This is a genomic window from Janthinobacterium sp. GW823-FHT01H08 (assembly GCF_058797855.1).
In genome coordinates this window covers 3871516-3897138 of record NZ_CM179504.1, presented here as the reverse complement: position 1 = coordinate 3897138, position 25623 = coordinate 3871516, and the positions used below count along the sequence as shown (strand labels likewise).

Here is a 25623-nt window from a genome sequence, read left to right as displayed (position 1 = left end):
ATCCATCATGACCCCACCTCCCGACACTTCCACCGCTTCCGCCGGCATCTCCACCGATGCCATCGCCGACGCCATCGTCTTCCTGGCGCGCTTTTTCGGCGTTGCCGTGCAGGCCGAGCGCCTGCGCGCCAGCGTGGCGGCCCAGGCTGCACCGGCCACGGCTGACTTTCTCGAACAGGCGCTGGCGCAGGCCAGCCTGGCCGGCACCGTGTTGCCGGTAGATAAGCCACGCCGTCCCACGGAAATGCCGGCCTTGCTGCTCAACGGGGAAGGGCAGGCGCTGGTGATACTGGCCATTGCCGATGGCAAATATGAATGCCACGTGCCCGGCATCGAAGGCAGCGCCTGGTTTGACGCCGCCGCGCTGGCGCGGGAAGTGCCCGATGGGCGCTGGGTAGCCGTGCGGCCCGTCATGTTCTTCGACCAGCGCAGCTTGCTTTACAGCATGCCGGTGGCGGGGCGCTGGTTCTGGGATGTCTTCAACCGTAACCGCTGGGTCTTCCGCTGGGCCCTGCTGGGCACCCTGGTGCTCAATGTCATCGGCGCGCTGGTGCCGTTCTATGCGATGGCCGTATATGACCGCGTGATCCCGAACAATGCCACGTCCAGCCTGTGGGTGCTGACGATCGCCGTCGTGGTGCTGACGGGCTTCGAGCTGGCCTTGCGCCTGCTGCGCGGCGAACTGGTGGAAACGGCGTCGCGCCGCATGGACGTGGCGCTGTCGTCGAACATCTTCGCCCAGTGCCTGCGCCTGCGCGCGGCCAGCCGGCCCGCTTCCGGCGGCACCCTGGCCAATACCGTGCGCGATTTCGAATCCGTGCGCGAATTCTTCGCCTCCACCACCCTGACCACCCTGGGCGACTTGCCGTTCCTGCTGCTGTTCCTGCTGGTGATCGCCCTGGTCGGCGGCTGGCTCGTGCTCGTGCCCCTGGCCGTCATCCCGATTTTGCTGCTGGTCGCCTTCGCCTCGCGCGCGGCCCTGGCGCGCCACGTGGCCGCCTCGATGCAGGAAAGCGCGCAGCGCACGGCGCACCTGTTTGAAACCATGAATGGCCTCGACACCATCAAGGCGCTGGGCGCCGAAGCGTGGAGCCGGCGCAAATGGGAAAGCCTGACGGTGGCCATCGCCGCCAACAGCGTCGAAACGCGCGAAATCGTCAGCCGGGTCAACTACATCAACACGGCCGTGCTGGCCCTGTCCGGCGTGGCCGTGGTGGCCACGGGCGCCTTGCTGATGGGCGAGCATCTTCTGACCCTGGGCCAGATCATCGCCGTGAGCATGCTGACGGGCCGCGCCCTGGCGCCCGTGAGCCAGATCGCGGGCCTGATCATACGCTGGGAACAGACCAAGCTGTCGTATCACGCACTCAATAAAATCATGGATGCGCCCACCGACGATGACGCGGCCAGCCTGCAGGCGCCGCCCCTGTCCGGGCGCATCGAATTTCGCGACGTGGGCTTTGCCTACCCGAATTCGCCGCCGCTGCTCGATAAGCTCAACCTGCACATCCGCCCCGGCGAACGGGTCGGCGTGATCGGCAAGCTCGGTTCCGGCAAGAGCACCTTGCTGCGCTTGCTGCTGAACCAGTACGGCCCGCAAAGCGGCAGCGTGCTGTTCGACGACCTGGCCAGCACCCAGCTGGACCCTTTGAGCCTGCGCCGCCAGATCGGCTACGTGCCGCAGGACGTGACCCTGTTCCACGGCACCCTGCGCGAAAACATCGAACTGGGACGCAGCCAGCCCGGCGACGAGAGCCTGCTCGACGCCATCCGCCTGGCCTGCCTCGACGACATCATCACCCAGCTGCCCAACGGCGTGGCGACGGAAGTGGGCGAGCGGGGCGAACGCCTGTCCGGCGGCCAGCGGCAAGCCGTGGCCATGGCCCGCGCCTTGCTGGCGAAACCGCCGATGCTGCTGCTCGATGAGCCGAGCAGCATGTTCGACCCGGCCACCGAGCAGCGGCTGATCGGCCGGCTGCGTACCTTAAAGGAGACGACCATCGTACTGGTGACGCACCGCATGGCGATGCTGGCGCTGGTGGACCGCCTGATCGTCTTCGACAAGGGGCGCATCGTGGCCGACGGCCCGCGCGACGACGTCATGCGCGTCTTGAACAGCCAGGCGGCCAAGCCTGCGGTGGAGCAGGGAGTGGCGGCATGAGTGCCCTCAATGCCCCGAACGCCCGCCCGCTGCCGGCGGCCCACCCGGACCCGGAACGCGAACCGCAGCGCATCGTCATCCGCATGCTGGCCTTGACGTCCGTGCTGCTGGTGCTGGTGCTGGCCTGGGCCATGTTCGCCCAGCTCGACGTGTCCGTGAATGGCCGGGGCGCCATCACGCCGCCATCGCACCTGCAGGAAGTGCAAAGCCTGGAAGGGGGCATCGTGCGTGAAATGCTGGTGAAACCGGGCCAGCGCGTGCGCCGCGGCGACTTGCTGCTGCGCCTGGACACGGCCCAGTACGAGGCCAACCTGGGCGCCAGCGTGCAAAACCGCCTGGCCGCGCTGGCGGGCAGGGCGCGCCTCGACGCGCTGCTGTCCGGCGGCACGCCCCAGTTTGCGCCGGAATGGCAGAAAGAGGCGCCCGAGCTGATCGCCAAGGAAACGCAGTTGTGGCGCGACGGCCAGCGCGAATTCGCGTCGGCCACGGCGGCCGCGCGCGAAGGCGTGACGCGCCGCCGTGGCGAGCTGGCCGAGGCGCACAGCCGCATCGCCCAGCTCGACACGGGCTTGAAGATCGCCCTGGAAAGCCTGTCCATCGAGGAGAGGCTCTTCAAAGAGGGTGCCGGTTCGCGCGGCGACTACCTGAATGCGCAGCAGCGTGTGCAGCAGCAGCGCACGGAACTCGACAGCCTGCGCACCTCCGTGCCGCGCCTGACGGCCGCGCTGGCCGAGGCGCAGGCGCAGGCGGGCGAAGTGGAAGCGCGCATGCGCGGCCAGTGGGGCGCGCAGCGCAGCGAGTATGAGACCAAGGCCGGCGCCCTGGCCAGCACCGTGAAAGGCCAGCAGGACCAGGTGAGCCGGCGCGACGTGACGGCGCCTGTTGACGGCGTCGTCAACCGCGTGCTGGTGGCAACCGTCGGCGGCGTGGCGCAGCCGGGTAAACCTATCCTGGAAATCGTGCCGGCCGATTCGGAAATGCTGATCTCCGTGCGCGTGAAACCGTCGGACATCGGTTTTATCCATGTGGGACAGAGCGCGTCGGCCAATGTGCTGGCGTACGACGCCACCACCTATGGCCGCATGCAGGCGCAAGTGGTGCGCGTGGGGGCGGACGCGATTCCCGACGAGCGCAACGAACCGTATTTCGAGGTGCAGCTGAGCACCGACCGCAGCCAGCTGACGGCGCACGGCAAGGTATTGCCGGTGACGCCAGGCATGCCCGTCGACGTGGGCATCCTGACGGGGCGCCGCTCGGTGCTGCAATATGTGTTCAAGCCCGTGCTGCGCGGCTTGCAGTCTTCCCTGCAGGAGCGGTGATGCGTGCCTTCTTGATTTGCATGGCATTGGCCTGCGCAAACGCGGCGGCCCAGTCCGCGCCGCCGGCCACTTTCCAGGCGCAGTCCGCGCGCGGCTTGCCTGCCTTGCTGGCGCGCGCCGTGCCGCGCGATCCGCAGGTGATTGCGGCGCAGGCGGCGCTGGCCGCCACCGAAGCGCGCTACAAGCAGGCCCGTTCGCGCCTGTTTCCCACTGCGGCGCTGCAGGCGACGCGGGGGCGCAGCAAGGACCTCGATGGGACGCTGGAGGTCGAGCGCCGCACGCACCAGGTGGAAGCGAGCGTGCGCTGGAACGTGTACAACGGCGGCGCCGACCGCGCCGAACTCGATGCGGCCGAGCGCGAGATGGCGGGCGCCGCTTTCGACGTGGAGCGCGCGCGCGCGGAAAGCGCGGAAAAGCTGGCCGAAGCGTATTTCGACATGCAGCGCCTGGAACGCAGCCTGCAGCAGTCGCAGGAACGCCTGCGCGACGTGACGCAGCTGGTGCGGCAGGTGACGCGCCAGGCGGAACTGGGCAAATCGTCGGAAGTGGACCGCGAACTGGCGCAAAGTTCGCAGCTGGACGCGGAACTGGTGCACGACGGCTTGCTGACGGACCAGCAGGCGGCGCGCATCAAGCTCGAGGCGCTGGCCTTCGAGCCGGTGGCGCAGTTTGCCGATTTCGCCTTTGCGCCGCTGCCGGCGCAGGCGCTGGAGAATGCCGATACGCAGCAGGCGCAGTTGCGCGCCGCGCGCGAGCGGGCCGCCGCGGCCCAGTTGCGCGTGCGCGGCGTGGCGGCCACCCTGGCCCCCAAAATCGATCTGAATGTCAGCCATCTGCTCAATAACAAGACCACGCCGCCGCCGTCGACCATCCAGCAGCGGGGCTGGTCGGTGGGGGTCTCCTGGGAAATCCCGCTCGGCGGGGGCAGCCTGGCGCAGCGCGACGAAAGCATCAGCCGCGCCCAGGCGGCCGAGGCGGACGTGGCGCGCGCCGAGCAGGGCACGCGCGCCGACCTGGCCAGCATGCTGCCGCGCATCGCCAATGCGCAGCGCACGCTGGCCCTGCTTGACGAGCAGGAAAAGAAGATGGCCTTCGTCGTGCGCGGCGGGACCATCCAGTACGAGGCGGGCCGGCGCAACCTGCAGCAGGTCATCCAGACGCGCGACAGCTATTTCACGATACAGCAGCGGCGCATCGACCAGCTGCACCGTCTGACCCTGGCGCAGATGCGGCAATATGCGCTGGCGGGGCAGCTGCTGCGGGTTTTCGGCCTGGCGCAGGAGGTAAAATAGCGCCGGCGTGCGCGGTTTCACACAGAGATGACGCAGAGATCATGCATGAAATGCCCATTGTGTGGCACACTGCGCGCTCGCATATCATCGTTGTCGCGGGAGCGCATGAGCATCATCAAACAATTTCCTTTTGAGTGGCAGGTCGGCGTGCGCTATACGCGCGCCGGGAAACGCAGTGGCCGCAACAGCTTCATTTCCTTCATCTCTCTCATTTCCGTGGCCGGCATCGGCCTGGGCGTGGCCGCCCTGATCGTCGTCCTCTCCGTCATGAACGGCTTCCAGAAGGAAGTCACCGACCGCCTGATGTCGGTGCTGGCCCACGTCGAGGTCTTCGACACGAGCGGTTCCATGCCCAACTGGCAGGCGCAGGAGCGCGCCGCCTACGCCAACCCGCAAGTGAAAGCCGTGTCGCCGTTCGTGGAAACCCAGGGCATGCTGCTCAATGACGAAACCATGCGCCCGTCCGTCGTGCGCGGCGTGCTGCCGCAGCAGGAAGCCACCGTCTCCAGCGTGGCCGCCCAGATGAAGCAGGGCAGTTTCAAGGAATTGACGCCGGGCTCGTACAACATCGTGCTGGGCATCGACCTGGCCAAGGCGCTCGGCGTGAAAGTGGGGCAGAACGTCACCCTGATGCTCGAGCGCGAGCCCAGGGCGGGCGATCCGGCCAACGGCATCGTCATGCCGCGCATGCGCGCGCTCAAGGTGGCCGGCATCTTCGAGGCGGGTCACAATGAACTTGACGGCAGCCTGGCGTTTGTGAACATGCAGGATGCGGAGCAGCTGCTGCAGCTCGACGGCCCGTCCGGCCTGCGTCTGCGGTTGCACGACATGAACAAGGCGCCCCAGGTGGCGCGCGAACTGAAGGCATCGATGCCGGGCCAGCTGTGGATGCGCGACTGGTCGCGCGCCAGTGCCAGCTGGTATGCGCTGGTGCAAAGCCAGAAGAACATGATGTTCATCATCCTCAGCATGATCATCGCCGTGGCCGCGTTCAACCTCGTCTCGACCCTGGTGATGTCGGTCACCGACAAGCAGGCCGATATCGCCATCCTGCGCACGCTGGGCGCCTCGCCGTTCTCCATCATGAAGATATTCATGATCCAGGGCGCGCTGGTGGGCTTGCTGGGGAGTGCTTTGGGCGTGATCGGCGGCGTCGTGCTGGCGCTGAACGTGGGCGTCATCGTGCCCTTCATCGAAGGCATCTTCGGCCTGCACTTCATCTCCAAGGAAATCTACCAGATCAGCGCCGTGCCGTCGGACGTGCATTGGCTGGACGTGGCGCAGATCGGCCTGATCGCCTTTGGCCTGGCGCTGGTGGCCACCATCTACCCGAGCTGGCGCGCCGCGCGTGTCAAGCCGGCCGAGGCGCTGCGCTACGAATAAGCGGCTTGTAAAACCGGGGTCAGACCCGCCGGGTCTGACCCCAGCCCTTCCTTGCACGGGCTAACGCGATGATATGTTGCATACATAAGAATTAACGAATTAATGAGCATGTTAAAAAATCTTCCCTTCGAATGGCTGGTCGGCCTGCGCTACACGCGGGCCGGCAAGCGCAGTGGCCGCAACAGTTTTGTCTCCTTCATCTCGCTCATTTCCATGGCCGGCATCGGCCTGGGCGTGGCGGCGCTGATCGTCGTGCTGTCCGTGATGAACGGCTTCCAGAAGGAAGTGACGGACCGCATGCTGTCCGTGCTGGCCCACGTGGAAGTGTTCGACAACAGCGGCAGCATGCCCGACTGGCGCGCGGAAGCGGCGCAAGCCTTCAAGAATCCGGCCGTGAAGGGCGCCGCGCCATTCGTGGAAACGCAGGGCATGCTGCTGCGCGACGATGCGCTGCGTCCCGCCATCGTGCGCGGCGTGCTGCCCGAGGAGGAGCCGAACGTGTCCGACGTGGCGGGCCAGACGCGCATGGGCAGCTTCAAGGCCCTGCAGCCGGGCACCTTCAATATCGTGCTGGGCATCGAGCTGGCGCGCGCCCTGCGCGTCAACCTCGGCGAAAAAGTCACCTTGATGCTGGCCCAGGGCCAGGTCACGCCGGCCGGCGTGCTGCCGCGCATGCGCAGCTTTACCGTCAGCGGCATCTTCCAGGCGGGCCACAATGAATTCGACGCCGGCCTGGCCTTCATCAATATCGAAGACGGCCAGCGCCTGCTGCGCCTCGACGGCCCGTCCGGCCTGCGTTTGCGCCTGGCCGACATGAACCAGGCGCCGCAAGTGGCGGCCGAATTGAAAAAATCCATGCCGGGCGACCTGTGGCTGCGCGACTGGTCCAAGCTGAACGCCAACTGGTTTGCCGCCGTGCAGACGGAAAAACGCATGATGTTCATCATCCTGACCCTGATCATCGCCGTGGCCGCCTTCAACCTCGTCTCGACGCTGGTGATGACGGTGACGGACAAGCAGGCCGATATCGCGATTTTGCGCACCCTGGGCGCCTCGCCCCGTTCCATCATGAAGATTTTCATGATCCAGGGCGCGCTGGTGGGCATCCTGGGCACGATCCTGGGCGTCGGCGGCGGCGTGCTGGTGGCGATGAACATCGACGTCATCGTGCCGTTCATCGAGCACCTGCTGGGCGTGCAGTTCCTCTCCAAGGACATTTACTTCATCAGCACCGTGCCGTCCGACCTGCGCTGGCCCGACGTCACCAAGATCGGCGTGCTGGCCGTGATCCTCGCCTTTTTGGCGACCCTGTACCCAAGCTGGTGGGCTGCCCGCGTCAAACCTGCGGAAGCCCTGCGCTATGAATAAACCACTGAATACGACCATGACCGATCTGAACAAACCTGCCTCCAACGGCACTTCCGCCGATTCCGCCGTCCTTAGCTGCCGTGGCCTGGGCAAGACTTTTACGCAGGGCAGCTACAAGGTGCAGGTGTTGGCCGGCATCGATATCGACGTGCACCGCGGCGAGCGCGTCGCCATCGTCGGTGCCTCCGGCTCGGGCAAATCGACCCTGCTGCACCTGCTGGGCGGGCTCGATACACCCACCAGCGGCAAGGTGACCCTGCTGGGCAAGGATTTCGCCACTCTCAGCGAAAAGGCGCGCGGCGACTTGCGCAACGCCTCGCTGGGCTTCGTCTACCAGTTCCACCACCTGCTGCCCGAGTTCTCGGCGCTCGACAACGTCGCCATGCCGCTGATGATACGGCGCATGAAGCGCGCTCCGGCCACCGAGCTGGCGCAGCAGATTCTCACGCGCGTCAACCTGGCCAAGCGCGTCACGCACACGCCGGGCGAATTGTCGGGCGGCGAGCGCCAGCGCGTGGCCCTGGCCCGCGCCCTCGTCACGCAGCCGGCCTGCGTGCTGGCCGATGAACCGACGGGCAACCTCGATCACGCCACGGCCGAACAGATTTTCGACCTGATGCTGGAACTGTCGCGCACCCTGGGCACGGCCTTCGTCATCGTCACCCACGATATCGAACTGGCCAGGCGCTGCGACCGCGTGCTGCGTCTGACGGACGAAGGGCTGCAGCCGTACCAATACTAAGGAACCGCCATGCTGTGGATCGACACGCACTGCCACCTCGACGCGCATGAATTCGGCAGCGAATCGCTGCAGGTGGCGGCGCGCGCGCAGCAGCAGGGCGTGGGCATGATCGTCGTTCCCGCCGTCGAACGGGCCAATTTCGCCATCGTGCGCGACCTGGCGGCGGCGCCCAACGCCTGCTATGCGCTCGGTATCCACCCGATCTACGTGCCGCAGGCCACGGAAGACGATCTGATCGCACTGCGCGAAACCGTGGCGCTGGCCATGCATGATCCGCGTTTTGTCGCCATCGGCGAGATCGGCCTCGATTTCTTCATTCCCATGCTGTGCGAACCGGCCATGCGCGCCAAGCAGGAGCACTTCCTGCGCGAGCAGCTGAAAATCGCCCGCGACTTCGATTTGCCCGTGCTGGCCCACGTGCGCCGCTCGCAGGACATCGTCCTCAAGCACGCGCGCCAGATCCGCCCGAACGGCGGCATCGCCCATGCGTTCAACGGCAGCTTCCAGCAGGCGCAGGGTTATATCGATCTTGGTTTCAAGCTCGGTTTCGGCGGCGCGATGACGTTTACGCGCGCCTTGCAGATCCGCCGCATGGCGAGCGACCTGCCTTTGGACGCCATCGTGCTGGAGACGGACGCGCCCGATATTTCGCCCAGCTGGATCCACCCGGGCCGCAACAGCCCCGAAGAATTGCCCCGCATTGGCGCCGTGCTGGCCGAATTGCGCGGCCTGGAACTTGCCGACGTGGCGGCGCAAACCAGCGCCAACGCGCGTGCCGTACTGCCTCGATTACCCCTGATGGAGTGAAACCATGAACAAGAAAATGCTTGCGGGCGCCTTGGCGGCCTGCCTTTCCAGCGCGTTGGCGCCCGCCATGGCGGCGGCCGGCGCCCAGTGCGACGGCATGCCGCGCCTCGACGTGACCACGCCGGCCGGCTTTTGCGTGGCCGTGCTGGCCGACGGCCTGAAGTTCCCCCGCGGCGTGCTGCCGCTGACGAATGGCGACATTCTCGTCACGGACATGGCGGGATGGACGCCGAAGCAGGGCAAATTGTGGCTGTTGCAGCGCAAGGCGGCCGGCCCGGGCTACGAGCGCAAGCTGCTGCTCGACAAGCTCGATCGCCCGAACGGCATCGTGCAGGGGCCGGACGGCCTGGTCTACGTGGGCGAGGTGGGACGCATCTTCCGCTTCGACCTGCGCGATCCCGCCCGCGCCATCACCGACATCATCGGCGGCACGGCCAAGACGCCGCGCCTGCCGGGCCTCGGTTTGCACCTGCTGACGAATATGCGTTTCAGCCCCAAGGGCGACCTGTATGTGAACGTGGGTTCGAGCACCGACCATTGCGAGAACGATGGCAAGGCGCCCGATCCGGCCAAGGCCTGTCCTTCGGCGGAAGGCCCGGAAGCGCTGGGCGCCATCCGCGAATACACGATGGCCTGGCCGGCGGGCACGGTGACGAGCTGGCGCACGCATGCGCGCGGCTTGCGCAATTCGATGGCGCTGGCCTTTCATCCTGCGACGGGCGAACTGTGGCAGGCGGAAAACGCGCGCGACGCCATCCAGGCCGCCATGCCGCAACTCAAAAGCGACGAGAATCTGCCGCATGAGGAACTGAATCTGATCAAGGCCGACCGGCACTACGGCTGGCCGTACTGCTACGACGACAATGTCGCCAGTCCCGAATATCCGAAGACGGCTTGCGACGCCCAATTTGCGGCGCCCGAGCGCCTGCTGCCCGGCCATGCCGCACCGCTGGGCATGACCTTCTATACGGCCAGCCGCTTCCCGGCGCTGTACAAGAATAGCCTGATCATCGGCTACCACGGCTACCGCAGCAACGGCCACCGCCTGGTGGCGCTGCTGCCCGACAAGGCCGGCGCGCCGCTGGGCAAGTCCGTCGAGTTGATCGGCAACTGGGAGCACAAGGGCAAGCAGGGCAGGGGCGCGCCCGTCGACGTGAAACAGGGCCAGGACGGCGATATCTACATGGCCGACGACCATAACGGGCTGGTGCTCAAGCTGCACTACGAGGCGGGCAAACCGTAAGCGGCCTTCATCCGACGTCCTCGCTGGCGTTGCGGCGGGTGTCGGCTTATGGCCTTTGGCCTAAGCCGACCTACATCCTCAGTAGGTCGGATTGGCGTGGCAATGCCGCGCGTAATCCGACGTCATTGTTGGCGTTACAGGTGTCGTCGGTTTACGCTTGATCTCGCTCAGTGCGGAGCCGCCGCATCCTCCTACAATCGGCCTGATGTTCCCTGTCGACCAGGGATGACGGGAGGCTGACGTGAAACCTGCATTCATCAAGCTGCGTGAAAATTACTCGAGCGTGGCGGCCGTCGACCAGGCGGCCCTGTTCCGCGAAATTGGCTGGGAAGACTTGATCGGCAAGGACAGCTTTGCCAACACCTGCGCCATCCGCGTCAGCCTGGCCCTGATCAAGGCCGGGGTCCAGGTCAAGGGTCGCATGGCGATACGCAAGGGGGCATTCAAGGGCGCGCTGATCGAACCGGGGCAGGCCAAGCTGTCGCACATGCTGGCCAGCCCCTCGATGTTTGGCGCGCCCGAAAAATTTACCGGGGATGACGCCATGGAAGGCATCGGCCAGCGCCAGGGCGTCGTCGCCTTCTTCCGCATTCCCGGCTACCTGGGCGGCGCGGGCGGGCATATCGACATCCTGCTGCCCTCCATCGGCGTGAAGGTCTGCGGCAGCGAATGCTACTGGGATTGCGGCGAGGTCTGGTTCTGGCCCGTCAGGTGACGCTTATTTGAACTTCTTCGACCGTCCGCGCGAGGCCGCATTGTGCGCGCGCAGGATGGAATCGACGCGCTCGGACGCATCGCGCGACAGGTGTTGCGCCACCGCGATATCGGGGAAGAATTCGGGCAGGCGGTAGCTGAGCCAGGCATACGCGGAATAGTAGCGGCAAGTGTCTTCCACCTGCTGCAGATTCTGCGTGCCGCCGCCGTACGCGTGCTGGCGCAAGGTGCTCGTTTTTCCCTGCGACAGATTCTTCGCCCAGTGCTCCCACGCCGTCTGCAGGGACGGCACCTTGCTCGATATCGGCACCAGCGACAAAGTAAATTTGTCGGCCACGGACAGGGGCAGGGTGTCGAGCCAGACGGCGCGCTCCTTCTGGTCTTCCGTGATGCGCGGGAAGAAGAAGCCGTCCGGCACGTCGATATTGTGGATGAAGCGGCGCAGCAGTTTACTGAGCGACAGCTCTCCCGTCACCGACGAAATCCGGTGCAGGTGTTCGAGCGAGGGCGCCACGGCAAAGCCGCTGGTGTTCAGCGGGTGCAGCTTTTCCTTCAGCAGCGCGCGCATCACTTCATGCGTCTCGTTGTCGTAGCCGGCCACGAGGCCTTCTTCATGCACGCCATAGCGGCCCGCGCGTCCGGCGATCTGGCGCGCCAGCGCGGCCGAAATCTCTTCCTCTTCGCGGCCATTGTATTTGACGCAGGTGGTCATGACGATGCGCGCGATCGGCATGTTCAGGCCCATCGCCAGCGCATCCGTGCCGACGACGATATCGGCCGTGCCGTCGCGGAAGCGCTGCGCCTGCGCGCGCCGCACTTCGGGCGACAGGTTGCCGTAGACGGTGGCCACCGATAATCCCGTTTCCGTGATCATGTCGCGCCACATCAGCACTTCGCGGCGCGAAAAGGCGATGACGGCGTCGCCGCGGCGCAGGTTGCGTACCTTGCGCACGGCCGTCGGCTCCATCGACAGGGGCGCCATGCGTTTCAGGACGTGCACTTCCAGCGGGCAGTCCAGGCGTTCGGCCAGCGCCTCGATGGCGCGCCGCGCTTCCGGCGCCCCCACCAGGTAGACGGTGTGGGCCGGTGCGCCGCAGACGGCCGCCGTCCACGCGGCGCCCCGGTCCGGGTCGGCCAGCATCTGGATCTCATCGATGACGGCCACTTCGACGACGGTTTTCGTGTCCAGCATTTCCACCGTGCTGGCCACGTGCGTGGCGCCGTCGACGACCCTGCGCTCCTCGCCCGTGATCAGGCTCACGGCCAGCGGTTTGCCGTGCGGCGCGGCTTCCTGCAGGCGCTCGTAATTTTCCAGGGCCAGCAGGCGCAATGGCGCCAGGTAGATGCCGCTCTTTGCCTTGAGCAGCGCTTCCATGGCGCGGTGCGTCTTGCCGGAATTGGTCGGTCCGAGCAGGGCGATGAAGCGGCGCGGCAGGCGTCGCGCCATCTCGAACGAGGCCGGATACTCGGCCAGGTTGATGCTCTGGCGCGTGCGTGCCGCGTGCTGCTCTTCCTGCTGGCGCTCGATGGCGTGGTTGAAGCGCTGGCGGATGCGGTCGAAGACCATGCCGGCCGGCTCGGACGTCTGCATGTCGGCCAGCGTGTGCAGGAAGACCATCGGGTCCGTATCCACGTCCTCGCTCAGGCCCGCGATATCGGCGACGAAATCGACCACGTGTTGGCGCAGTTCCTCGAAGACGGCCGCGCTGGCCCGCTCGCGCACCAGCGCCAGCTTGGTCTCGCGGTCCATCTTGCGCCATTTGGCCGGCCGCGCCAGCACGCCCTGTGCAGGCACGAGTGCATACGGCACCACCAGGTGGCCTGCCTTGACGACGCCGGAAAAGCGCACGAAGACGCGGCCTTCCATCTTGACCAGGCGGATATGCTCGGCCAGTTCCCCCAGTTCCGCGACCAGGGTGGCGTCGTTATTGTCTTCGCTGCTGTCGGAAAGGTCGGTGGAAGTATCGGGAGGAAGTGCGGAGGAAGTCATGTCGTGCCTGGGTGTTGAAGTAAGCGAGGCCGATTATACCGTGCGCAGGGTAAAGATTTTCCCCCGGCGCACGGTGCCGCTGCCGCACGAGCGCTGATCTGTAAAACGATGATTCCCTGAGGCGGATAAGCCTCGCAACCATGGAGGGCGGCGCTGCCGCCTGCTTGCCAATCATCTTGCTTGAACGCGAAATGGGAATCCGATATCCGGTGCTTTGCGCTTAGCGGTTTTTTCCTGCGACATTTTTATTCGGCTGGAATTTACATGAATGTCTTTTTATTAATTTTGTTATATTTTTTAATTTAACATTAAAATTTCAATTGACGTGGCGCCGATGGTAACAAAGAGTATGTTTTTATCGATAGCCAGGGTGATGATATTCGTATCGCGCCTGTATTTTTCATTGTGTGAAGAATTGGCCGATGGCGTGAAATGAATTGAATTGTCTTGACAATTAATAATGGCGAGCTGATCATGGGTTCAGATTTTGCAGGGATATTTTGGTATCTTTTCAAAATATCTGAAATTGACGGCGACGTACGGCATTATTCTGGATGCCGCTCTGGCTATCGGCTGGGGCGTGCCGTTGATATGCACGGCTTTGATTTGACGGTGCTCCAGGATACGTTGGAGGCCGCAGGATTTTCCATTTCGCGCTGACGTACGACCAGCGCGCGATGACACGCGACATACCTGTGTATGTGGCCCTGCGCCAGAGGATGGCGCGCGCGGGGATTCATCAGCCATCCGACTTTGGGAGAACTCCATGAATAAAAAGCTCGCTGCATTTCTTTTTGCGTCAGGTCTCGGTTTGGCGGTAACGGCGACGCCAGCCTTTGCCAGCTGCTATAGCGCCTGCGCTGCCGAATGGCGGGCTTGCATCGCCGCCGGTACCGCTCAAGCCGAGTGCGGCGCCGAGCGGTCCGCCTGCCTGCAATCCTGCAATTGACGGGAGGAATACTGCGCGCTGCGGCAGCCACTATCGTAGCCTGTTGCCGCTGACGCCAGCAAGCCATGGCGCCGATGGCAGTTCAGGCTGCCCGTGCGCGCACGGCGCGTAGCCCCCAGCCGGTGGCGATCAATCCGTCGCCGGCTTGCAGCGGCGCTGCGGCGTCCATGAACGCATGACCTTCGCCGCAGGCCAGGTCGATCACCGCCAAGGGGTTATTGCTGACCGACACGAGGTCGGTCAGTACGGCATAGGACAAGGCGTAGCTGGTGGATGCAGTGCATGAGCGTTCTTATCCAGTGCACCTTTGCGCCAGATCAGACGGCAAGGCGTGGAAAACGATCACATTAGTTGAGTCCCTTTCGCAGCGAGCCGATTTTGCCTTGATCCTGCCTTCCCATGCGCACCCTGATACTCGGCTTTGCCGCTGGCGCCGCCTGGTTGCAGACGCAGGCAAGCTTGCCGCCGCACGCGGGCGCGCTGCTGTCGGTGATCGCTGGCGCGGCGCTGCTGATGGCGTGGCTGTTGTGCCGACACGCGCGCTGGCGTTCCGGTTGGCGTTCCGCTATTGCGCTCTCGGCCGGCGTGGGGCTGGGCTTTTATTGGGCCGCCTGGCTGGCCCAGGCCGCCATGGCGCCGCAGCTGGCGCTGGCCGACGAGGGACAGGACATCGTCGTGACGGGCACGGTGGCCAGCTTGCCGTACCGCTTCGAGCAGGGCGTGCGCTTCAATTTTGCCGTGGAGAAGGCACTCAATGCGAAGGTGCCTCCCCTGATCGCCCTGTCCTGGTACGCGGGCTTTCGCGATGAGGTGACGAACGAGGTGGGCGACGTGCAGCCGGGCGAGCGCTGGCGGCTGACGGTGCGCCTGCAGCGCCCGCACGGCAACGCGAATCCCATGGGTTTCGATTACGAGGCGTGGCTGCTGGAGCAGGGCGTGCGCGCCACCGGCTACGTGCGGCCGCAGCCGCGCGCGGACACGCCGAACGTCCGCCTGGCGGCCTTCGTGCCCGGTTTCGGCAACGTGGTAGAGGCCAGCCGCGCGGCCTTGCGCGCGCGCATCGCGCACAGTTTAGATGGCAAGCAATACGCGGGCGTGATCGTGGCGCTGGTGGTGGGCGATCAGCGCGCCATTCCCCAGTCGGACTGGCAGGTGTTCAACCGCACGGGCGTCAGTCATTTGATCTCGATTTCCGGCCTGCACATCACGATGATCGCGGGACTGTTCGCCCTCGGTGCGGGCGCGCTGTGGCGGCGCTCGTTTTTCACGGAGCGGCAGCTGCCCTTGCTGCTGCCGGCGCAAAAAGTGGCGGCGCTGGCCGGCGCGCTGGCGGCATTCCTGTACGTGCTGCTGGCCGGCTTCGGCGTGCCCGCGCAGCGCACTTTATATATGTTGCTGGTGGTGGCGCTGGCCCTGTGGCTGGGACGCATCACCAGCATCGTCCATATCCTGTGCCTGGCGCTGGGCGTGGTCGTGCTGCTCGACCCGTGGGCCGTGCTGTGGCCCGGTTTCTGGCTGTCGTTCGGCGCCGTTGCCACCATGCTGTACGCGACGGCAGGCCGCACGGCGGCGCCTTTGCCGGAGAACGCCAGCCGCTGGCGCCGCCTGCGCGCGGCCGTGGCGCTCGGTGCGCATACGCAGTATGTGGTGACGGTAGGGCTGGTGCCGTTGACGATGCTGCTGTTCTCGCAAGTGTCGCTGGTCAGCCCTGTGGCGAATGCGCTGGCCATTCCCGTCATCAGCCTGGTCGTCACGCCCTTGTCCCTGGCGGGCAGCTTGCTGCCGGCGCCCCTGTCCGATGGGTTGTTGCTGCTGGCGCATGCCATCGTGCAGATGCTGGCGCAGGTGCTGGACTGGCTGGGCGCGCGCCGCTTCGCCGTCTGGACGGCGCCCGCGCCGCCATGGTGGAGTTTTTGCTGGGCATTGTTTGGCACGGCCTGGCTGCTGGCGCCACGCGGATGGCCGCATCGCTGGGCGGGCATGCTGGGCTGGCTGCCGCTGCTGACGGCCTTGCCGTCCAGCCCGCCACCGGGCCAGATGTGGATCACGGCCTTTGATGTGGGACAAGGCATGGCCGTGCTGGTGGAAACGCATGGACACCGCTTGTTGTACGACACGGGGCCCGCCTACAGCCTCGATTCCGACGGCGCCAGCCGTGTCATCGTGCCGTATCTGCGGGCGCGCGGCATCGCTACGCTGGACGGCGTGATCATTTCCCACAGCGACCTCGATCACGCGGGCGGCGCTATCTCTCTGCTGGAGAACGTGCAAGTGGGTTGGCTTGCCTCGTCGCTGTTCGATGGCCATCCGGCCGTCGAGGCGCGGCGGCAAGCCGGGCGTCCGTATCTGCACTGCGTGGCCGGCCAGAGCTGGACCTGGGAAGGCGTGCACTTTGCCATGCTGCACCCATTGCCCGCCAGCCACACGGACATCAGCTTGACGCCGAACGCCCGCAGCTGCACCGTGAAGATCACGGCAGGCAAGCATGCCATCTTGCTGGCCGGCGACATCGAGGCGGCGCAGGAAGCACAGTTGCTGGCGCGCTCGGCCGATGGCGACCTGGCCGCCGACGTGCTGCTGGCGCCGCACCACGGCAGCGGCACCTCGTCGACACCGGCCTTCCTGAATGCCGTCCATCCGGCCCTGGCGATTTTCCAGGTCGGGCACCGGAACCGCTATAAACATCCGAAGCCGCAAGTGTATGCGCGCTATGGCGACATGGGCATTGCGCGGCTGCGCACGGATGTGACGGGGGCGGTGGTGCTGGAATTTGGCGACGATATCGATGTGACGTTGTACCGGGCCAGCCGGCCACGGTACTGGCATGGGCGATAAGGCAGTGCGCCGCATCGGATACCGGACAGGAGACCCATTATGTGCGATGAATGCAATCCCTTCGAGCGCTGGTTGGCGAAGGCCGACGCTGCTTACCGGCGCTTGCGTTTGATTCGGTGGGATCAGGGGTTACGTTATGTGGAGAGGATTTCGCCAGCGTTGGCGCAGGCGACACAGCATACGGGTATTGGTATCGCGAGCGGCTTGTTTACTGGCTTGATCTTGTTTGGATTGCAATTTACGATTGATCAGCCTGTCAATGACATGGCCAAATCGCTACAGCGCAAATTCATTGTGCACTACCAGGATATTCCAGCGCCCTTGTTCAATCTTGTCCTTTTTCTGGTGGCATGCACCATGTTGTTGACTGCCGAGTGGGGGCATTTTTTCAGGCAGAAAGTGCTGGTGCCTGTCATACATGGCATCTCGCATACAGTGTCAATTAGCACCGGGATGTTATTGTCGCTCGTCTTTTCGGACGTGCTGACGAAGAGTTTTCTGCCGAATATCGGACAATGGTTATTCAGCCTCCTTATTATTTCGATAGTGTGGATACTCGCAGTGACGATGAACGCAGTTATTTATTTATGTCGCTACGGCGTGGTGGGGCTATGGCGAAAGAAGAGCTGCGCTGGCGAAGAGTGTCCTGCACCGCAAAAAAAGTACGAGGTCCTGCACTTTATTTTTCCACTGGTGGGAATTTTTCTCATCTTTTACCTGTGGGGAGATGTCAAGCGCAGCGCCGTACAGGTGGCCGATGCCGCCAAGGCCAGCAAGGTGGCGGACTGTGCAGTTGCACACTAGCTGTTTTCATATTCGCTTCAGCAGCATCTCAACGGAAGAACCCAATCGAGGAGCGTTGATTGTTACATTTAAGCAGCCATTATCTGATCAGCCTGGCCCAGGCCGCCGACATCGACGCCATCACGACCTTGTTGCAAGCTAATTCCCCATCGCAGGGCGGCAGCCTGACGGGCGAGTTTTCGCGCGACAAGGTGGCCAGCATGGCGGATGGCGAATCGCCCGTCATTGTGGCGCGGCGCGCAGCGGACGGGCCTGTCGTTGGCGTGTTGTTCAGCGATGCAGCTGCCACCGCGCAGGCGCCCGTGGTGCTGGCCATGCTGGCCGCGTATCGGGGAAGTGACAAGGCCTACGTGTATGGCCCCGTCTGCATCGCGGACTCGGAGCGGGGGCAGGGCTTGCTGGCGCTGCTGTACTCTGCCATGCGGGCGCGGCATGGGGGTGCGGAGGCGGTGCTGTTCATCCGGCGCGACAATATCGGCTCGCTGCGTGCGCATGAACGACTGGGCATGCGCGAGGTGGCCGCCTTTGTTTTCGATGGCGCGCAGTTCGCCGTGTATAGCGACGTCATCGCCGCGAAATAGATGCTAACTTGCCCGTTCATCGGGTATTTCCAGCCCTCGCTGCCGCACATATTCCAGAAACAGCCGGGCCCCCTTGGCCATCCTCGACGTGCCATACACGGCATGGATGCTCGGGTCCAGCTCCTTCGACGAGGTCAGCCGGTATGCCGTGCAGACCCGGCGCAGGGTGCCTGCCGCCACGGCCGGTTCCGCCAGCCAGCTGGCCAGGCGCACGATGCCGGCGCCTTCCAGGGCCGCCTGAAAGGTGGCGATGCCGGAAGTGAAGCGGAAGCGGGGCTGCACCTGGTAGCGCACGTTGCGCTCGGTGGAAACGAAATGCCAGTCGCGCAGGATGCGGGGAGCCGAGTGCATGATGATGTCGTGGCCGGCCAGCTCTTCCGGTTCGTCGGGCGCGCCCATGCGGGCGATATAGTCGGGCGAGGCGTACATGTAGCGGCGGTAGTTCCACAGGGGATAACCGATCAGCTCGCTCGACTGGGGGAAGGCGCCGCGGATGGCAAAGTCGAGCTTTTCCTGGATGGGGTCGATCGATTTGTCCGAGAAATGGATGTCCACGGACACGTTCGGATAGTCGCGCGAAAATTGCGCCACCACTTTCGGCAGGAAGCCCAGCGACAAAATTTCCGGCGCGGAGAGGCGCACCCAGCCTTGCGGCGAGTTGCTCAGCTCTGCCAGCTGGTCTTCCGCCTCGGCCTGCGTTTCCAGCAAGTGCTTGGCCGACGCGTAATAGGTTTCGCCGGCCGTCGTCAGGGTGAACTGCTTTTGCGTGCGCAGGATCAGCTCGGCGCCGATGGCGTCTTCGAGGAACTGGATGGCGCGCGTGACGGCCGACGGCGAGCGTCCCAGCATGCGCGCCGCGTGGATGAAGCTGCGCTTTTCCACCACGGTGCAAAAGGCGCGGATCTCCCACATCAGTTTCATCGACATCGCGTCACTCCCGGCAAAAGAGGCCAGTAGACCGCATGGGGCGCATTCCGTCAAGCGTTACGCCTGATTGCGTTTTCCGCAATTTGAAGTTGCATCGGAAAAAGTGTCTGACGCCTATACTGCCGCTGTCGCCCATTCCATATTGCCTATCATGCTGACCATCTCGCTGCTGTGTTTATTTGCCTTCTTTGCCGGCCTGATCGATGCCGCCGTGGGCGGGGGCGGGCTGATACAGCTGCCGGCCCTGTTCAACCTGATGCCGAACATGGCGTCGACCTCCTTGCTGGGCACGAATAAGCTGGCGTCCGCCTGCGGCACCACGTTTGCCGCCCGCTCGTTTGTCGGCAAGGTGCACATCCCGTGGCTGCTGGTGCTGCCCGCCGTGGCCAGCGCCTTCGTCATGTCCTTCATCGGCGCGGCCGCCGTGTCCTACGTGCCGCAGCAGGTGGTGCGCCCCATGGTGCTGGTGTTGATCATCATCATGGCCATCTACACCTTCATCAAGAAGGATTTCGGCACGACGCGCGAAGCGCGCCCCATCGGCCCGCGCGAGCGCATCCTCGCCATCGTCATCGGCGGCGCCATCGGCTTTTATGACGGCCTGTTCGGGCCGGGCACGGGCAGTTTTTTGATTTTCCTGTTCATCCGCGTCTTCGGCTTCGATTTCATCCTCGCCTCGGCCTGCTCGAAACTGGTGAATATCGCCACCAACGTGGCCGCGCTGGCCTTCTTCATTCCCGCCGGCCACGTGGTCTACGCGGTGGCAGCGCCCATGGCCGTGTGCAATATCCTGGGTGCCCTGACGGGCACCTGGATCGCCGTGCGCCGCGGCGCCGCCTTCGTGCGCATCCTCTTCCTCGTGCTGCTGGTGCTGCTGATCGTGAAGTTGTCCTACGACATCTTCTTCAAGTAAGTTTTTGAACGACAACAAGCCATGAAAACCATCCAGGGCGTGCTGTGGGACAACGATGGCGTGCTGGTCGATACCGAACAGCTGTTTTACGAAAGCAACCGCGACTTGCTCTTGCCCTACGGCATAGACTTGACGCCGAAGCAATTTTTTGACTGGTTCCTGGACAATAACTACGGCGCCTGGCATCTGCTGCTGGGGCAGGGGCACAGCATTGAGCTGGTCGAGCGCCTGCGGGCCGAGCGCACCGAGCTGTTTGCGCAACGCCTGCGCCAGGCGGGGCAGCTGGCCATCCCCGGCATCGGGCAAGTGCTGGCGGCGCTGCGCCCGCATGTGGCCATGGGCGTGGTCACCAGCGCCTATGAGCAACATTTCCGCATCAGCCATGCGGCCACGGGCTTGCTCAGCCACTTCGACTTCGTGCTGACGCGCGAAATGTATGGCGAGAGCAAGCCGGCGCCCGACGGCTACCAGCTGGGCTTGCAGCGCCTGGGCCTGGCCGCCGCCGACTGCGTGGCCGTGGAAGACTCGCCGCGCGGCTTGCGCGCCGCCAGGGCGGCCGGGCTGGAATGCATCGTCGTGCGCAATCCCATGAACCGTCACCATGCGTTTGACGATGCTTTTTGCGTGGTCGATTCCAACGCCGAGCTGGGCGACGTACTGGCCTCGTTCGTGCCCGGCATGGCGCCAGCGCGCCCGCTGCCAGCCCGCAAATTAGAGGTCTTCCTCTGATCCGTCTTGCCGGCATGCCATTACAATTGCCTATCGCATTCACCGGCACCGCCCCACGATGACCCTCCCGCAACTGCACTTTGCCCACGCCAACAGTTACCCTGCCGGCACCTACCGCAAGCTGTTCGGCTTGCTGGGCCAGCACTACACCGTGCAGGCGCTCGACATGCATGCGCACGATCCGGATTACCCCGTCAGCACGGGCTGGCCCGAGCTGGTGCGCGAGTACATCGACGACCTGGAGCGCCGCTACAGCGCGCCCGTGATCCTCGTCGGCCATTCGCTGGGCGGCATGCTCAGCGTGATGGTGGCCAAGCAGCGGCCCGACCTGGTGCGTTGCGTGGTCTTGCTCGATTCGCCCGTGGTGGCGGGCTGGCGCGCCTTGCTGGTGCGCCTGGCGCGCAACACGGCGCTGGGCGAGCGGTTTTCCCCCTCGCGTTTTTCCGCCCGGCGGCGCAAGCTGTGGCCCGATGCGCAAGCCGCGTATGAACACTTCGCGGCCAAGGACATGTTCGCCATCTGGGCGCCGCAAGTCTTGCGCGATTACATCGACAGCGGCCTGGCTCCCCATCCGGACGGGGTGCAGCTGCGTTTTACGCGCGAAGTGGAAACGCAGGTCTACCGCAGCTTGCCGCACCATATCGGCGGCCTCGTCAAGGATGGGTTTCCCGTGCCCATCGGCTTTATCGGCGGCACGGAATCGGTGGAATGCCGCCAGGCGGGCTTGACGGCCACGCGCAAGCTGGTCGGCAAGTTTTTCCGCCAGGTGCCGGGCGGCCATCTGTTTCCCATGGAAAACCCGGAACTGACGGCGCAAGTGGTGCGCGAGATGATCACGGCATTGCTGGCGAAACAATAGCCTTCCGCCAAGGATTTTCAGGGGATGGGGGCCAACAGCGGCGGATTTTCGCGTAAAATCCTGCCATTCGGGCCGCGCCTGCACCTGGCGCGCCGCCCCAGCCATTCGATATTCTAGAAAGATACCCCTGCGATGACGATTAAAAGCGATAAATGGATACGCCGCATGGCGGAAACAACGGGCATGATCGAGCCGTTCGAACCGGGCCAGGTCAAGGAACGCGACGGCAACCGCATCGTTTCCTACGGCACCTCCAGCTATGGCTATGACATCCGTTGCGCCGACGAGTTCAAGTTGTTTACCAACATCAACACCACCATCGTCGATCCCAAGGATTTTGACGCGAATAACTTCGTCGATGTGTCGGGCAAGGGCTATTGCATCATCCCGCCCAATTCCTTCGCGCTGGCCCGTACCGTGGAATATTTCCGCATTCCCCGCAACGTCTTGACGATTTGCCTGGGCAAGAGCACGTATGCGCGCTGCGGCATCATCGTCAACGTCACCCCGTTCGAACCGGAATGGGAAGGCTATGTGACCCTGGAGTTTTCGAATACGACACCGTTGCCGGCGAAAATCTACGCCAACGAAGGCGTGGCGCAAGTGCTGTTTTTCGAATCCGACGAAGTGTGCGAAACCTCGTACAAGGACCGCGGCGGCAAATACCAGGGCCAGGTCGGCGTGACATTGCCGAAGACCTGATTGATTGCTTGAACGGGCGGGGCGCCAGTCCTGCTTTAAATCTGTTTCAGCAGCCACGCCTTCAGCGCGGTTGACGGCTGGTACAGGGGAACATGGCCGCGCAGCAAGATTTGCGCGCTGCGCCGGTAGGCCGCACCGTCGATGGCGATGTTGCCCGTCACCCCGTCCTGGCGCGCCACGATGGTGGTGTCCAGGATGCCGGCCGGGTTGGCTAGGCCCAGTTCCATCTCTGTTTCCGCTTGCTTGACTGGCGGCACGCCGCGCGCCAGCGCATGCGCCACCGTGCCCGGTATCAGGCACGCGGCCGCCAGGCAGCAGCCTCCCGAGACCGCCAGCGAGGCGTGGCCCGATTGCGGCGTAAAGTAACGCACCGCAATATTTCCCTCTTCCGCCGCCGGCCCCACGATGCAGAACTTGGGGATGGTTTCGCTGCGTTCCAGTTCCGCCAACGTCATCAACCCGCCATCGCGCTTGCGCAAGCCCATCAGCAGTCCCGCCGCGCTCCACACCTGGCGGATCGCCTGCATGAAAGCCGTATCCGCTTCCAGTTCCGCGATGGACTCGTGCGCCGTCTTGCCGAACTGGCTCGCTGGCGCGATGACCATGGGCACGGCCACATCCACGCACGAGACCACATAACCGTGCACCACATCCTGCGCATTGCCTGTTGGTAATAATTTTCCCGTCTTGGCGCCTGCCGGCTGCCGCAGGAACAGGTCCACGCGGGGGAAGTTGCCGGTCACGCCAGGAATGCTGGCGGCCGTAAAGCTGCCGTCGCGTTCGCGCGCCATGCGCGAGGTGGTGATGACGCCCGTGTTGGTGTTGCGGATATCGATATCGTGCGCGCCGATGGCCAGTGCCTCGATCACGCCGCTGTCCAGTCCCCACAGTTGCAGGGCGGACGACATATTGCCGCAGTTCACGCTCCAGTCGATATCGCCGTGTTCGCCAGCCAGCTGGGCCAGGGTGCTGACCAGGCGCGGCTGGCCCGCATGCTGTTCCACCTCGGCGAGGAAGACTTTATTGCTGGTGGGCGTGCCCCGACCCAGGCCCGTGATTTGCCGGTTGCCCGGCTGCCGGCCGGACTGGGGCACGCCCATCAGGTGGCGCAGCAATTCCTCGCGCAGCGTTTGCTCGGCCGGCACGCAGGTCCCGTGCAAGACCAGGCCCGTCGACGTGCCGCCACGCATGTGGTGGACGGGAAACTCGATCACGCCGCAGCGTTGGCGGGGCACGAGGTCGGGCAGGGCGGGCAGCAGGGGCGTCATCATCATGGATCGTGGTCAAGGCAGGAAGCGCCAGTGTGCCAGTTTTTCTTGCTGGCGTGCAATCGGATGGTGCGCGCGGCGTCTTTACATGGCTTTACCCGCCTTTACACTTGCCGCCCTGTATTGAGTACCTTGCGCGCCGATAATAAGGTGTTGAATAATCAGGGAGGCAATATGGTAGCGGCAATCGGTTCCGGCAGCGCAGTCAGCGCGGCCAGTAGCGCCAGTTCGGGCAGCAGTGCGCAGATCGCGGCGCTGCAAAAGCAGATCACGGCGGCGCAAAAACAGTTGACGGAGTCGCAGAAGGGCGAGCAGACGGACGCGTCGCAAAAGCTGCAGCAGCAGCTGGCGCAGCAAATTCAGGCCTTGCAGGCGCAAATCGCCCAGCTACAGGCGGCGGCCGCGCAGAAGGCGGCGCAAGGCGATTCCCAAACGGCCAGCAGTGCCGAGACCGTGGCGAGTCCCGCCAGGTCAAGCGCGTCGACCCTGGGCAGCATCATCGATACGCAGGCGTAACAACACATCCACGCGCCAGGCTCGCCGACAGGTCAGCCTGGCGTTTTGACAGGCAACAACATTTCCACGCACAAGCCGCCACCGCTGCGCAAGCTGGCCCCGATGCGGCCGCCATGGGCATTGATGACGTGCCGGGCGATAGCCAGGCCCAGGCCGTGTCCATCCGTGCTGTGCTGGGTATTACTGGCGCGGAAGAACGGTTCAAAAATGCGCGCCAGGTCCGCGCCAGCCACGCCGGGGCCCCGGTCCAGCACGGCGATGCGCAGCCAGTCGGACATGCGAGACAGTTCCACTTCCACCGTGCCGCCATCGGGGCTGTGCTTGACGGCGTTGCGCACCACGTTTTCCACGGCGCGCGCCAGCAATTCTGGCTGGCCCGTGACGCTGGCGTCGGGCATGGCCGCATCGCCCGCCAGTTCGACGTTCAACTGGCGTGCCCGGGCCTCATAGCGGGCGTCGTCCACGATGTCGTGCACGAGGTCGGCGATGCTGACGTCTTCGCTGTGCATGTGCCCGGCTCCCGTTTGCCCGGCGCCGGCTTCCAGCCGTGACAGCGTCAGCAGTTCACCGATCAGTTTATCCATGCGTTCGCTTTCGCGTTCGATGCGCTGCATCGAGGCGGCCATCTTTTCCGGCTGCTGGTGCGCCAGGCCGATGGCGGCCTGCAGGCGTGCCAGCGGCGAGCGCAACTCGTGCGAGACGTCATGCAGCAGACGTGTCTGGCTATCCATGAGGCTGCGCAAGCGGCCCGTCATGCGGTCGAAATCGCGGCCCAGGTCCGTCAATTCATCGCCGCGCTTGCCGCTGGCGTGAAAACGCGGCGCCAGATTGCCGTGCGAGGCGGCCTCGAACGCTTGCCGCAGGTCGCGGATGGGGCGCGCAAAATACCAGGCCAGCAGGAAAGAAAACAGCAGGCTGGCGGCAATGGCCGCCCCCAGGGGAATGAAGGTGCGGTAGGGCGTGTCCATGCGCGGGGGCGGGCCGCGGCCGAATTCGCCGCGTGGCGGCGCAGTGCCCGCTTCGTGGGGCCGTGGACCGGCTCCCATGGCGCGCGGGCCGCTCAGGGTGACGGCATTGAGGGTGTCGCGCGCGGCGCCCGCTTCGGCATTGCGGAAGCGTTCGGACGAGGGCAGGAACAGCAGATAGCGCTGGCCGTCGCTGCCGGTGACCGTGCGCACGACGGGATGGGCCTGGCTTTGCTCCAGCATGGCGCGCGCCTTGGCCAGCATGGCGGGATGCACCGCGCGGCCCATCAGTTCGTGTCCGCGCGCATCGACGGCAAACACGCGCATGCGCTCGAGCTTGCTCAGGAATTGCCGCAAGGCCTGGCTGCCGCCCGCTTCCAGGGTGGCGCTGGCGGCCTCGATGATCATTTGCGCGGGCGGACTGGTGTCGATGTCGAGGGCCCGCTCCTGCTGGGCCGCCCGGTTTTTCAGCCAGAAGGTGCCGCCGATGCCGATGGTGGCCGTCACTTGCGCCAGCATGATGCACAGAAAAAACTTCCAGAACAGACGGCCCACG

General features: G+C 64.7%; 24 protein-coding genes. 19 read left to right on the top strand and 5 right to left on the bottom strand.

From position 1 onward, the window contains the following. Positions 1-7: 7 nt before the first annotated feature. The 9 genes from AC3RCG_RS17435 (at position 8) to AC3RCG_RS17395 (ending at position 11030) form a co-directional block, all read left to right on the top strand. A complete protein-coding gene (locus AC3RCG_RS17435; RefSeq protein ID WP_492402895.1) occupies positions 8-2161 on the top strand; it encodes a type I secretion system permease/ATPase in 2154 nt (717 codons plus the stop codon). Further along, entirely contained in the window at positions 2158-3480 is a 1323-nt protein-coding gene (locus AC3RCG_RS17430) for an HlyD family type I secretion periplasmic adaptor subunit (RefSeq protein ID WP_492402897.1), read from the top strand. The genes AC3RCG_RS17435 and AC3RCG_RS17430 overlap by 4 nt, the downstream gene beginning before the upstream one ends. Continuing rightward, complete coding sequence (locus AC3RCG_RS17425; RefSeq protein WP_492402899.1) at positions 3480-4772, top strand: TolC family protein; 1293 nt, start codon at positions 3480-3482, stop codon at positions 4770-4772. The genes AC3RCG_RS17430 and AC3RCG_RS17425 overlap by 1 nt, the downstream gene beginning before the upstream one ends. Before the next feature lie 105 nt (positions 4773-4877). Then, positions 4878-6155: a lipoprotein-releasing ABC transporter permease subunit gene (locus AC3RCG_RS17420; RefSeq protein ID WP_121669795.1), complete on the top strand. Its 1278-nt coding sequence runs from the start codon at positions 4878-4880 to the stop codon at positions 6153-6155. 102 nt (positions 6156-6257) lie between these two features. Continuing rightward, positions 6258-7523, top strand: coding sequence for a lipoprotein-releasing ABC transporter permease subunit (locus AC3RCG_RS17415; RefSeq protein ID WP_492402901.1), 1266 nt, complete (start codon positions 6258-6260; stop codon positions 7521-7523). 16 nt (positions 7524-7539) lie between these two features. Beyond that, positions 7540-8265: a lipoprotein-releasing ABC transporter ATP-binding protein LolD gene (lolD, locus tag AC3RCG_RS17410; RefSeq protein ID WP_070220003.1), complete on the top strand. Its 726-nt coding sequence runs from the start codon at positions 7540-7542 to the stop codon at positions 8263-8265. Positions 8266-8277: 12 nt separating this feature from the next. Then, a complete protein-coding gene (locus AC3RCG_RS17405) occupies positions 8278-9072 on the top strand; it encodes a TatD family hydrolase (RefSeq protein WP_492402995.1) in 795 nt (264 codons plus the stop codon). A 4-nt stretch (positions 9073-9076) separates the two neighbouring features. Then, positions 9077-10315, top strand: a complete 1239-nt coding sequence (locus AC3RCG_RS17400; RefSeq protein ID WP_492402903.1) for a PQQ-dependent sugar dehydrogenase — start codon at positions 9077-9079, stop codon at positions 10313-10315. A gap of 241 nt (positions 10316-10556) precedes the next feature. Beyond that, a complete protein-coding gene (locus AC3RCG_RS17395; RefSeq protein ID WP_070220009.1) occupies positions 10557-11030 on the top strand; it encodes a T6SS effector amidase Tae4 family protein in 474 nt (157 codons plus the stop codon). 3 nt (positions 11031-11033) lie between these two features. Here the strand turns inward: AC3RCG_RS17395 and AC3RCG_RS17390 are convergent, their stop codons facing one another. Then, positions 11034-13019: a helicase-related protein gene (locus tag AC3RCG_RS17390; protein WP_492402906.1), complete on the bottom strand. Its 1986-nt coding sequence runs from the start codon at positions 13017-13019 to the stop codon at positions 11034-11036. Positions 13020-13466: 447 nt separating this feature from the next. Here AC3RCG_RS17390 and AC3RCG_RS17385 point away from each other — a divergent pair, with 447 nt between their 5' ends. Both AC3RCG_RS17385 and AC3RCG_RS17380 read left to right on the top strand, forming a co-directional pair. Continuing rightward, positions 13467-13679 carry a hypothetical protein gene (locus AC3RCG_RS17385; protein ID WP_492402908.1) on the top strand — a complete coding sequence of 71 codons (213 nt, stop codon included), beginning with the start codon at positions 13467-13469 and terminating at the stop codon, positions 13677-13679. A 106-nt stretch (positions 13680-13785) separates the two neighbouring features. Beyond that, positions 13786-13968 carry a hypothetical protein gene (locus AC3RCG_RS17380; protein ID WP_141749921.1) on the top strand — a complete coding sequence of 61 codons (183 nt, stop codon included), beginning with the start codon at positions 13786-13788 and terminating at the stop codon, positions 13966-13968. A gap of 82 nt (positions 13969-14050) precedes the next feature. Here AC3RCG_RS17380 and AC3RCG_RS17375 read toward each other — a convergent pair whose 3' ends face one another. After that, complete coding sequence (locus AC3RCG_RS17375) at positions 14051-14227, bottom strand: hypothetical protein (RefSeq protein ID WP_492402910.1); 177 nt, start codon at positions 14225-14227, stop codon at positions 14051-14053. Between the two features lie 140 nt (positions 14228-14367). Here AC3RCG_RS17375 and AC3RCG_RS17370 point away from each other — a divergent pair, with 140 nt between their 5' ends. Genes AC3RCG_RS17370 through AC3RCG_RS17360 form a run of 3 tightly spaced genes read left to right on the top strand, consistent with a single transcriptional unit; the run spans position 14368 to position 18188 of the window. After that, positions 14368-16803, top strand: a complete 2436-nt coding sequence (locus tag AC3RCG_RS17370; protein WP_492402912.1) for a DNA internalization-related competence protein ComEC/Rec2 — start codon at positions 14368-14370, stop codon at positions 16801-16803. A 39-nt stretch (positions 16804-16842) separates the two neighbouring features. After that, positions 16843-17607, top strand: coding sequence for a hypothetical protein (locus tag AC3RCG_RS17365; protein WP_492402914.1), 765 nt, complete (start codon positions 16843-16845; stop codon positions 17605-17607). 59 nt (positions 17608-17666) lie between these two features. After that, a complete protein-coding gene (locus AC3RCG_RS17360) occupies positions 17667-18188 on the top strand; it encodes a GNAT family N-acetyltransferase (protein ID WP_099410195.1) in 522 nt (173 codons plus the stop codon). Between the two features lie 3 nt (positions 18189-18191). Here the strand turns inward: AC3RCG_RS17360 and AC3RCG_RS17355 are convergent, their stop codons facing one another. After that, entirely contained in the window at positions 18192-19115 is a 924-nt protein-coding gene (locus AC3RCG_RS17355) for a LysR family transcriptional regulator (RefSeq protein WP_492402916.1), read from the bottom strand. A gap of 151 nt (positions 19116-19266) precedes the next feature. Between AC3RCG_RS17355 and AC3RCG_RS17350 the strand changes: the two genes are divergently transcribed. The 4 genes from AC3RCG_RS17350 to dcd all read left to right on the top strand — a co-directional run bounded on the left by AC3RCG_RS17350 (position 19267) and on the right by dcd (position 22318). After that, positions 19267-20028, top strand: coding sequence for a sulfite exporter TauE/SafE family protein (locus tag AC3RCG_RS17350; protein ID WP_034756294.1), 762 nt, complete (start codon positions 19267-19269; stop codon positions 20026-20028). Positions 20029-20049: 21 nt separating this feature from the next. Beyond that, positions 20050-20757, top strand: coding sequence for an HAD family hydrolase (locus AC3RCG_RS17345; RefSeq protein WP_492402919.1), 708 nt, complete (start codon positions 20050-20052; stop codon positions 20755-20757). A gap of 58 nt (positions 20758-20815) precedes the next feature. Further along, on the top strand, positions 20816-21616 hold the full coding sequence (locus AC3RCG_RS17340) for an alpha/beta fold hydrolase (RefSeq protein WP_070224467.1): 801 nt from the start codon (positions 20816-20818) through the stop codon (positions 21614-21616). Positions 21617-21748: 132 nt separating this feature from the next. Then, positions 21749-22318, top strand: a complete 570-nt coding sequence (gene dcd, locus AC3RCG_RS17335) for a dCTP deaminase (protein ID WP_034755486.1) — start codon at positions 21749-21751, stop codon at positions 22316-22318. 35 nt (positions 22319-22353) lie between these two features. Here the strand turns inward: dcd and AC3RCG_RS17330 are convergent, their stop codons facing one another. After that, complete coding sequence (locus AC3RCG_RS17330) at positions 22354-23592, bottom strand: PrpF domain-containing protein (RefSeq protein ID WP_492402922.1); 1239 nt, start codon at positions 23590-23592, stop codon at positions 22354-22356. Positions 23593-23760: 168 nt separating this feature from the next. On the opposite strand from AC3RCG_RS17330, the gene AC3RCG_RS17325 reads away from it, so the two are divergent. After that, a complete protein-coding gene (locus tag AC3RCG_RS17325; protein WP_492402924.1) occupies positions 23761-24102 on the top strand; it encodes a FlxA-like family protein in 342 nt (113 codons plus the stop codon). A gap of 32 nt (positions 24103-24134) precedes the next feature. Here the strand turns inward: AC3RCG_RS17325 and AC3RCG_RS17320 are convergent, their stop codons facing one another. After that, positions 24135-25622, bottom strand: a complete 1488-nt coding sequence (locus tag AC3RCG_RS17320) for a sensor histidine kinase (RefSeq protein WP_121669788.1) — start codon at positions 25620-25622, stop codon at positions 24135-24137. Position 25623 lies beyond the last annotated feature (1 nt).